The sequence below is a fragment of the Protofrankia sp. Cj3 genome, from assembly GCF_917627355.1.
Classification (GTDB): domain Bacteria; phylum Actinomycetota; class Actinomycetes; order Frankiales; family Frankiaceae; genus Protofrankia.
On sequence record NZ_CAKJTR010000152.1, the window covers coordinates 1,962 to 12,212 of the forward strand.

Annotated in this window: 8 protein-coding genes; 5 read left to right on the plus strand and 3 right to left on the minus strand. The window is 66.3% G+C overall.

Annotation, left to right across the window (positions count from 1 at the left end):
• Nucleotides 1-93: 93 nt before the first annotated feature.
• The 3 genes from MJ783_RS17865 to MJ783_RS17875 all read right to left on the minus strand — a co-directional run bounded on the left by MJ783_RS17865 (nt 94) and on the right by MJ783_RS17875 (nt 5,287).
• Nucleotides 94-1,446, minus strand: a complete 1,353-nt coding sequence (locus tag MJ783_RS17865; RefSeq protein WP_239311768.1) for a phosphotransferase — start codon at nt 1,444-1,446, stop codon at nt 94-96.
• A 137-nt stretch (nt 1,447-1,583) separates the two neighbouring features.
• Nucleotides 1,584-3,305 (minus strand): maltose alpha-D-glucosyltransferase, encoded by a 1,722-nt coding sequence (treS, locus tag MJ783_RS17870; protein ID WP_239311756.1) that lies wholly within the window; start codon nt 3,303-3,305, stop codon nt 1,584-1,586.
• 2 nt (nt 3,306-3,307) lie between these two features.
• The gene (locus MJ783_RS17875; RefSeq protein ID WP_239311771.1) at nt 3,308-5,287 is read right to left on the minus strand and encodes an alpha-1,4-glucan--maltose-1-phosphate maltosyltransferase; all 1,980 of its coding nucleotides are present in this window, start codon (nt 5,285-5,287) and stop codon (nt 3,308-3,310) included.
• A 503-nt stretch (nt 5,288-5,790) separates the two neighbouring features.
• Here MJ783_RS17875 and MJ783_RS17880 point away from each other — a divergent pair.
• The 5 genes from MJ783_RS17880 to MJ783_RS17900 form a co-directional block, all read left to right on the plus strand.
• Nucleotides 5,791-6,366 (plus strand): TerD family protein, encoded by a 576-nt coding sequence (locus tag MJ783_RS17880; protein ID WP_239311758.1) that lies wholly within the window; start codon nt 5,791-5,793, stop codon nt 6,364-6,366.
• A 381-nt stretch (nt 6,367-6,747) separates the two neighbouring features.
• Nucleotides 6,748-7,908 carry a DUF475 domain-containing protein gene (locus tag MJ783_RS17885; RefSeq protein WP_239311760.1) on the plus strand — a complete coding sequence of 387 codons (1,161 nt, stop codon included), beginning with the start codon at nt 6,748-6,750 and terminating at the stop codon, nt 7,906-7,908.
• Nucleotides 7,909-7,991: 83 nt separating this feature from the next.
• Nucleotides 7,992-8,675, plus strand: coding sequence for a Tellurium resistance (locus tag MJ783_RS17890; protein ID WP_239311762.1), 684 nt, complete (start codon nt 7,992-7,994; stop codon nt 8,673-8,675).
• Between the two features lie 184 nt (nt 8,676-8,859).
• The gene (locus tag MJ783_RS17895; RefSeq protein WP_239311764.1) at nt 8,860-9,771 is read left to right on the plus strand and encodes a nucleotide exchange factor GrpE; all 912 of its coding nucleotides are present in this window, start codon (nt 8,860-8,862) and stop codon (nt 9,769-9,771) included.
• A gap of 30 nt (nt 9,772-9,801) precedes the next feature.
• Nucleotides 9,802-10,251: Hsp70 family protein (locus MJ783_RS17900; protein WP_239311766.1), on the plus strand; the 450-nt coding region annotated here is incomplete at its 3' end.

Genomic DNA, 10,251 nt, shown 5'->3' on the forward strand with positions numbered 1-10,251 from the left:
GGCGGCCGGCATGCCCCGACGGACCTGCCGGATCGGTTCCGCCAATCCGGCAGGAACCCCGACGTCCGGCGGCGGCCACCTGGTCAACGACAGTCATCCGCTCGTGCTCGTCAGCCGCTCGACCGAGCTGAGCGGAATCGGCAGCCACGACGGCCGGTGCCGTGCCTCGTAGACGACTTCGTACACGGCCTTGTCGAGCTCGAAAGCCCGCAGCAGAACGGCATCCTCACGCGGGTCGTACCCGCCGCTGCCGGCGTACCCGGCGCAGAAGGCGTCACGGTTACGCGTTGCCCATTCCTGCGCGCGGTAGCTCAGCGCGGACTCGCCCTCCCGTTCCAGCAGCATCGACTGGGCCGCATAGTCGAACGACCGGAGCATACCGGCTATATCACGATGAACGGGCTGCAGCGCCGTGCGGTCGGCAACCGGACGTGCTGGTTCTCCCTCGAAGTCGAACAGCACCCACCCCGAGTCAACCCGCAGAACCTGGCCCAGATGGTAGTCCCCGTGAATGCGTTGCAGGTTGACCGAGCGCCCGCGATGGGCGAGTTCGTCGAACGACCTGCGCAGCCCGGCTTCGAAAGATCGTAGTTCCGCCACGGCGTCGATCGCGTTGTCCAGCCGGCTGTGCATGCGTGCCGCTTCCGCCCGGACGCTCCCGGCGTCGCTGACCGCGCTGGGCAGCGTTTCCGCGAGCAGGCTGTGTACCTGCGCGGTCGCGGCGCCGAGCCGTTCGGACTCGGCCGCGAAGTCACCGCCGACCTCGTCGGCGTGCAGGTCCGCTTCGGCGTAGAGGTCACGGACGCTGGCGAGGGCGAGCCGCCAGCCCTCGGTGCCGCTACGCAGAAATTCCTGCATGAACGCGAACGTGGTGGTGACACCGTCGAGGCTGCCGTCCAGCCAGGAGACCGGACGGGCCACGTGCGGGCTGCCGGCGCCGGCGAGCATGCGGGTGATCTCCAGATCCGGGTTGCTCCCGGCCCACAGGCGTCGGAAGACCTTCAGGATGTAGGCATCACCGTAGACGATCGAGGTGTTGGACTGCTCGGCCCCCACCGAGTGGGCGGGCAAGGTAGCCAGCTCCTCCAGCGTGTACGGCACGAGATCGCCGTGTGGCTCGCGGCCCTGGATGAACGCCAGCAGGGTGGCGCTGCCGTCCGGGTCGTGCAGGCCGTCGTACACCAGCCCGTCCGCGGACTTCCCGAGCAGGAAGGTCTCATGCCCGTAGGGCGCGTCCGGTCTCGTCACCAGCGGTACCTGGTAGCGATCGAGCAGGCCGTGATCGGCATAGCGGACTTCGATGACAAGATGCCGGAGCAGCGCGGACAGCCGCACATCCTGGATGATGCGCAGACCGCCCCAGGCCCGCCCCTTGCCGGCGAACCAGCGCTGCCGTGGCAGCCAGGAGGTCAGCAGGTCGACCAGGTCAGAATCGTCGCCCGCCATCATCGCTCTCCCGTGCGTCATCGCCGGCCCCCGCGGAGCGGCCAGAGCCCGCGGAGCCACCGGCCGCGCACAAGGAACAGATCGCGCGCCCGGAGCTCCGGCGGACATCCATTTTGTCGACCTTACGTGCTGGTCCGTCAGGGGGTGAATGCCCCCGGCTGGGTGAGCGCGAACCAGTAATGCCCGTGTCCGGGCAAGGTCAGCAGATACGGCAGCTCGCCGATCGGCGGGAAGCGCACGCCGCCCAGCAACTCGACGGGAACCAGCCCGATGAACCTGCGCAGATCAAGTTCGACTGGCTGCGCGAAACGAGAGAGGTTGGCCACGCACAGCACCCGGTCGTCGCCGAACTCCCGCACAAAGGCAAAGACGGACGGATTGGACGCGGGTAGCTCCTCATAGCTGCCGAGGCCGAAGACGGGATGCCTCTTCCGCACTTCGATCATGCGCCGTGTCCAGGAGAGAAAGGACGTCGGCATCCGCTGCTCGGCCTCGACGTTGAGCGCCTGGTAGCCGTAGACCGGATCCATGATGGGCGGCAGGTAGAGCCGGGCCGGATCGCCGGTCGAAAAACCGGCGTTGCGGTCCGGTGACCACTGCATCGGAGTCCGGACACCATCGCGGTCGCCCAGGTAGATGTTGTCGCCCATGCCGATCTCGTCGCCGTAGTAGATGACAGGCGAGCCCGGCAGCGACAGCAACAGCGCGGTGAAGAGCTCCATCTGGTCACGGCTGTTGTCCAGCAGCGGCGCGAGCCGCCGGCGTATCCCGATGTTCGCCTTCATACGCGGGTCCTTCGCGTACTCGGCGTACATGTAGTCGCGTTCCTCGTCGGTGACCATTTCCAGGGTCAGCTCGTCGTGGTTGCGCAGGAATATCCCCCACTGGCAGTTCGGTGGGATCTCCGGCGTCTGCGCGAGGATTTCTGAAATCGGATAGCGGGATTCCCGGCGGACTGCCATGAAGATACGCGGCATCAATGGGAAGTGGAATGCCATGTGGCACTCGTCGTCGTTGCCGAAGTACTCGACCACGTCCGAGGGCCACTGGTTCGCCTCGGCCAGCAGGACCCGGTCGGCATATTTCGCGTCCACCTCCTTGCGGATCCGCCGCAGATACTCATGAGTATCGGGGAGGTTTTCGCCGTTCGTCCCCTCTCGCACGTAGAGGTAGGGGACCGCGTCCAGGCGGAATCCATCGATCCCGAGATCCAGCCAGAACCGGAGGACCTCGAGCATCGCCTCCTGGACGTCCGGGTTGTCATAGTTCAGATCGGGTTGGTGGGAGAAGAAGCGGTGCCAGTAGTACTGCCCGCGCACCGGGTCCCAGGTCCAGTTCGATTTCTCCGTGTCGACGAAGATTATCCGTGCGTCCGGGAACTTCTCGTCCGTGTCCGACCATACGTAGAAGTTGCCGTAGGGACCGTCCGGGTCAGCGCGGGAGGACTGGAACCAGGGGTGCTGATCGGAGGTGTGGTTCATGACCAGGTCCGCGATGATCCTGATGCCGCGCCGGTGGGCCTCGTCCACCAGCGTGACGAAGTCCCCGAGGTCGCCGAACTCCGGCAGAATGCGGAAATAGTCGGCGATGTCGTAGCCGCCGTCCCGCAGCGGTGAGTCGTAGATCGGCAACAGCCACAGGCAGTCGACCCCGAGCCAGCTCAGATAGTCGAGTTTGCCGGTGACCCCGCGAAGGTCGCCGGTGCCGTCGCCGTTGGAATCGGCAAAACCACGGATGAGGACCTCGTAGAACACCGCCCGCTTGAACCACAGCGGGTCGCGGGAAAGCTCCTCGGCGCGGCTGCTCGAAGCCGTGCCGCCAGCGGTTGCGCTGCCGGCACGGGAGCCGTTGTCATTCATCCTCAGCGCCGGATGATGAAGATATGGGCTGGTTCCGTCGCCGGATCCAGTCGGACGTAGTTCTCGTGCCCCCACCTGTAGTTCGCCCCGCTGATCTCGTCGTGAATATCGAATGTGTCCCACCACTCGAGGCCGAGGGCGGGCATGTCGAGACGAACGGTCGTCTCCCGGGCGTTATGGGCGTCAAGGTTGACGACGATCAGGACGCGATCGTCGTCCGGTGCCTGCCCGGTCCGCTTGGAAAAGACCATGATTTCGTCGCCGTCCGCGTGGTGAAAGCGGAGGTTGCGCAGCCAGTGCATGGCCGGATGTTCCTGCCGTATCCGGTTCAGCATGGTCAGATATGGTGCCAGTGAACGTCGGGCGGCTTCGGCGCCGGCCCAGTCCCGAGGTCGGTACTGATATTTCTCGGAGTGCAGGTAGTCTTCGCTGCCGGCCCGGAGGGGAATGTTCTCGAAGAGTTCGTACCCAGCATAGACCCCCCACGCCGGGGAAAGCATCGAAGCCAGCACCGCGCGAATCTTGAAAGCTGCCTCACCGCCGTCCTGTAGATACCCCGGAAGAATGTCGGGGGTGTTGACGAAGAAATTTGGCCGCATGTAGTGTGCGGTCGCCAGCAGTTCCCGCCCATAGGCCTCCAGCTCAGCCTTTGTGTTGCGCCAGGTGAAGTAGGTGTAGGACTGGGTGAAGCCCACCTTGGCAAGCGCCCGCATCATGTGCGGCCGGGTGAACGCCTCAGACAGGAACAGCACGTCCGGTTCGGTCGACTTCACTTCGGCTATGAGCCACTCCCAGAACTGGACCGGCTTCGTGTGGGGATTGTCGACCCGGAATATCCGCACGCCGTGCGAGGTCCAGTACCTGACCACACGAAGCACCTCGTGGTAAAGCCCGACCGGATCGTTGTCGAAGTTGAGCGGGTAGATGTCCTGGTATTTTTTCGGCGGATTCTCCGCATAGGCGATGGAGCCGTCGCTCTTCATGGTGAACCATTCCGGGTGCTGCTTCGCCCACGGGTGGTCCGGTGCGCACTGCAGGGCGAGGTCGAGAGCGATCTCCATACCCAGTGCCCGGGTCTGGGCGACGAACTCGTCGAAGTCCTCGATCGTGCCCAGTGCCGGGTGGACGGCATCGTGGCCACCGCTCTCGCTGCCGATCGCCCAGGGTGAACCGGGATCGTCGGGACCCGCGACGAGAGTGTTGTCCGGACCCTTGCGGTTGACCTCCCCGATGGGATGAATCGGCGGCAGGTAGACCACGTCGAAGCCCATCGCGGCGACGGCGGGCAGCCGCCGCGCCGCGGTCGCGAAGGTTCCTGAGCGTGGTGGATCCAGACTCGCCCCTTCGGAGCGCGGAAAGAACTCGTACCAGCTTCCGAACAGCGCTCGGGGACGGTCCACCCAGACCCGGTAGAACGGTGAACGGGTGACGAGCTCCCGCAGCGGGCACCGGTCAAGCAGGGCGACCAGCGCCGGGTCGCATGCCGCGGCTATCCGCTCACGTGGGTGGGTGAGAGCATCATCACGTAACGCGTTGACAGCTCGCTGGATGTCCGCGCGGCGGCCTTCGGGGACCCCCGGCAGCGCGCGGAGCAACAGCCGGGCCCCGTCTTCGAAGTCGACCGCCAGCTCGTCCAGGCTCTGGCCAGCGGCCGTTTTGATCTCAACGGCATGCCGCCAGGTCGCCACGGGGTCAGCCCACGCCTCGATCCGAAAGCCCCACAGGCCTTCTGAATCAACCTGTACCTCGGCCTCGTAGCGGTCGGTTCCCGCGTCGACCGGCCGCATCCGCGTGAACGGGGTGCCGCGGCCATCCGGACCTGACAGCGCCACGTTGGCACCGATCAGATCGTGCCCATCCCGAAACACCGTCGCGGTGACGGTGAGGATCTCACCCTCTACCGCCCGCGACGGCCACTGTCCACACGATACGGCGGGGCTGATGTCAGAGATGACAACCCGGCCTATTGAGCGTCCGATCATCGCCGCGACCTTATCGAGGGGAACCACCTCTAGATACTCCGCCTCTTTTGTACCGGCTGGTGGCACCCCAACGTGAACAGCATGGGGCCACTGGGTGGGGTTGTGTTGGTGATACGGAGGCGGTCCGCCGGGCGAGGAGGATGTCGGCATCGGATCGAAGTCTCCATGTTGATGAGCGTTCCGGGTAGGCCTGTTGCCATGGGTGAACCGGCTCACCGTCGGTTTCCGGTCGGAGATACCCCCGCCGGCCATGCTCACGCGGGGGCGGGCTGCGGGGCGGCGCGACGGGGCCACGGCGTCCGGGTGTGCTCAGCTGTCTGGTGGGGAACCCTCGCGTGGTCCCGTTCGTCCCGGAGAAGACGGGCCCCGGTGACCCCATGTCGCCGTGAGCATGCGTGATCGAGTCCAGTAGGCTGCGTCGCGCTCGGTGCGGGGGACGACCAGGGCGCTGGAAGACCCGCGGCACAAGGACAGCCCCGATCGCAATGACAGCAGGAGGAGCAGTGGGAGTCAGCCTCAGCAAGGGCGGGAACGTTTCGCTGACCAAGGAGGCGCCGGGCCTTGCCAACATCGTCGTCGGCCTCGGCTGGGACGCGCGGAGCACCACGGGCGCAGATTTTGATCTTGACGCGAGCGCGATCGCGTGCCGGGCCGATGGCAGGGTGCTGTCGGACGGCCACTTCGTCTTCTTCAACAACCTCAAGAGCCCGGACGGCGCCATTGAGCACCAGGGCGACAACCTGACTGGTGAGGGGGAGGGCGACGACGAAGCAATTAACGTGAATCTCGTCAGCCTGCCAACAGAGATCGACAAGGTAGTGTTCCCGGTTTCGATCTACGATGCGGATTCGCGTCAGCAGAACTTCGGCCAGGTACGCAACGCGTTCATCAGGATCGTGAACGGTGCGGGGGGCGCCGAGATCGCACGTTACGACCTCACCGAGGACGCCTCCACCGAGACTGCCATGGTCTTTGGTGAAGTTTACCGGCACGGTTCGGAGTGGAAGTTCCGGGCGGTCGGTCAGGGCTACGCCACCGGACTTGCCGGCATCGCTCGGGACTACGGCGTGAACGTCTGATCTTCCCGCTGCCTCCGGCGCGGCCCCATCCCTGTTCCCAGTCCTGGCCCTGCTGTAGATGATCTTACCGCGGTGCTGGTTCGGGCCGTTACGATGCCTGGGTCGGGCCGTTCATCGGCCGGGTAGGCCACGTGTACGTGATCACGACGCTGGGTGGCGGGCGAAGCCGTCCCACCCGGAGCTCGTCATGGCGGACCTGTCGGAATGCCCTGTGGTCCGACGGGTCCGCCGGGGCCTTCGTGCTCGCGTGCCCGCCGGCCCTGACAGCTGCCACCTGAACCTGCGGTTGACGTGATGCCTCGACGCTCCGGACCGGGGTCGAGGCGCGGTGGTGCTCCCGGCGCCGCGCCAGACCCGGTCCGGGGGGAGGTATCCGTCCGCGTGCACACCTTGCGCATTTTTGGTTGGTCACTGACGGTTACGGTAGTTGGTGTCGCTCTGGCGGGAGTGATCGGGGGCCCGCAGACCGCCGCGCTCGTCGCGATCCTCGCCGTACTCGAGATAAGCCTGTCCTTCGACAATGCTGTGATCAACGCGACGATCCTGCGCCGGATGAACGATTTCTGGCAGAAGATCTTCCTGACTGTCGGTGTTCTGATCGCGGTCTTCGGGATGCGCCTGCTGTTCCCGATCGTCATCGTCGCCGTCACCGCTCATCTGGGCCCGCTCGAGGTCTTCGACCTCGCGCTGAACAACCCGGACGAGTACGCGGCGCGGCTGGGGGACGCGCATCCCTCGATCGCCGCCTTCGGCGGGATCTTCCTCTTTATGATTTTTCTGGATTTCATGTTCGACCCCGAACGTGACATCCAGTGGCTGCGCTGGCTTGAGGAACCGTTGCGCAAGGCCGGCCGTCTCGACGTCCTGTCGGTCGTGGTCGCGCTTGTCGCGCTGCTCGTCGTGGCTGAGGTGTTCGCCGATCATGCGACCCAGCAGGTGCTGACGGCCGGTGTCGCGGGGCTTGCGACCTATCTGGGGGTGCGCGGCCTCGGTGAGTTCTTCGAGGCGCGTGGGGTGGGTGAGGATCCGGACGAGGACGAGGACGAGGACGAGGACGAGGCGGGTACCGGGTCGGCCGGTGCCCCGAACGGGGTGGTGCTGGCCGGCGGGAAGGCAGCCTTCTTCCTGTTCCTCTATCTGGAGGTGCTGGACGCCTCCTTCTCCTTCGACGGTGTGGTGGGTGCCTTCGCGATCACCCAGGAGATCTTCATTATCGCGGCCGGGCTTGGTATCGGCGCCATGTACATCCGTTCGCTCACCGTGTATCTGGTCCGCAAAGGCACCCTGCAGGAGTACGTGTACCTGGAGCACGGTGCCCACTACGCCATCGGCGCGCTGGCGGTGATCCTCGCTGTCAGCATCGAGACCGAGGTTCCTGAGATCATCACTGGTCTTGTCGGCGTCGGGTTCATCGCCATCGCGTTGGCGTCGTCCGTCCGCAACCGCAACCGCAACCGTGACAGGCAGCGGGCCAGCGGTGCCGGGGGACCTGACAGCGACCAGGACGAACGGCCGGGCAAGGTGGTGACGGCCCGCTCATAGCGTCCCAGGTCGATGACGCGAGGCGCCGTCCGGGCGGCGGCGACCACTAAGCTTATGTCACGACCACCGCAAGGGAGCGGGTTATGCCTATCGACTACAGCAAGCGGTCTGGCGGCCAGGAACCCAGCCCAGGGCGGGTGTCGCTGAGCAAGGTGACGTTGACCAAGAACACGCCTTCGGTCTCCCTGAGCAAGCAGGGCGGAGGTGATCGGCTACATGTCAACCTCAACTGGACAACCCAGGCAGGCGCGGCCACCGGGGGCCGGGGCGGCTTCCTCAAGCGCGTCCTCGGCGCTGTCTCCGGTGGCATCGACCTCGACCTGGCTTGTCTTTATGAGCTCTCCGACGGCCGTAAGGGCGTGGTGCAGGCGTTGGGTGACAGCTTCGGATCCTTTGCGGCGCCGCCGTACATCCAGCTTGACGCCGACGACCGGACCGGGGCTTCTAGCGGCGGGGAGAACCTGTTCGTCAACCTCGCCCGGGTGGGGGAGATCCACCGTTTGCTGGTCTTTGCCTTCATCTATTCCGGTGTCCCCAACTTCGACCAGGCGAACGCCGTGGTGACGCTGACCCCGGCCAACGGCGCGCCGATCGAGGTACGGCTGGACGAGCGGGCGGGCAACGCCAGGATGTGCGCGATCGCTCTGCTGACCAACTCCAGCGGTAACGACCTCGTGGTGAACCGGGAGGTCCGTTATGTCAGCGGTCATCAGGATCTTGATCGAGCGTATGGATGGGGTCTGAACTGGGCCCCGGGACGCAAGTAGGCGGCGGCGCGCGATCATGAACCGTTCGGTGACGCCCTCTGCTGGGGATGACGGTAGGTACTCGATGTTCCGGCCACGCCAGGAGCCGGTGGCCGACGCGCCGCCCTGGTACCCGTTGGAGCCGCCGCCGTCCGGCAGCGGCCATTCGTCCACGGACGAAGCCGGCAGCGGGCCGGAGGATAGCGTGGCTGCTGAGGACGCCGCGGCCGTGGCGGGGGACGTGCCGGAAGAGGACGCGCCGCCCGCCCGCCCGCCCGCGGACGGCGTCCAGGGGAGCATGGACGGGGATACCGCTGTGGATGTCTCCCGCCGGGCTGGCCCTGCCGGGCTGGCCCGGCCGGCGCAGGCGCGGCCGCCTGCTGGGACCGACAGGCCCGACGAGCCCGACGCGACCGGAGATCCGGCCGGCCGGCGACCGTCGGGCGCGGGCGCTGTGCCGGTTGCGCTGGAGCCGGCAGAACCGGAGCCGGCACAGCTGGCAGAACCGGAGCCGGCACAGCTGGAACCAACGCAGCTGGAGCCAGCTGCGTTGGAGTGTTCTGATCCTGACAGCGGGGAGGCTCACGATGAGCCGGTCGCCGATATTGATCTTTCAATGTTGTCGGCAAGAGTCGCGGACCTGGCGGGCCTCACCGCCGTGAGCGCCGCGGCAACCGTGCGGCTGGACGAGCTCCACCAGCGGGTCGAGGAACTGGCCAGGCTCCGGCGCCACGATGCGGATCTGGTGGATCGCCTGCACGCCGAGAACACCCGGCTCCGGGCAGGCGAGCTGGCTGAGGCGATGGCGCCCCTGCTGCGCGGGCTGATGCGGCTGCACGACCAGATGACCAGCCTCGGCGCGGATGACGGCCAAAGCGTTGCGGGCATCCTGCGCAAACAGTTGCTGCAGGTGATGGACCTCGCCGCGGATGTCCGCCCGTATACCGCCGTGGTGGGAATGCCCTTCGATCCGGCCCGGCACACCGGGATGCGCCGGGTCGGCGTTGACGACCCCGGCCGCGATCGGACGATCGCCCGCACGCTCAAGCCCGGATTCGTCCGCGGTGAGTCGACGGTGGTGCGACCAGCCGAGGTGGAGGTTTTTCGGGCACACTGAAACCCGGCGGCGGTTTGTTGGAGGGACCTTATGGCGCGAACAAAGGTGTTCGGAATCGACCTGGGAACGACGTACTCGTGTATCGCCCAGGTGGACGAGTACGGGCGCCCTGACGTGATCCGCAACATCGAGTCGCAGCCGACGACGCCATCGGTGGTGCTGTTCGACGGATCGGCGGACGGCGGCGTCACTTTTGTCGTCGGTACACAGGCGAAGCGGCAGTCGCGGATTCGCCCGGACGATGTGGCGAGCCTGGTCAAACGGCACATGGGTGAGGCCGACTGGCGGTTTGTCGTGCAGGGTGAGGAGTACAGCGCGCCAGCCGTGTCGAGCCTCATCCTCAAGGCGCTCGCCGCTGATGCCGAGCGGGCAACCGGAACCGCGGTGACGGACGTGGTCATCACCGTCCCGGCCTACTTCGGGGACGAGGAACGCAAGGCGACGAAGCTCGCCGGTGAGCTCGCCGGGCTGAACGTGCTG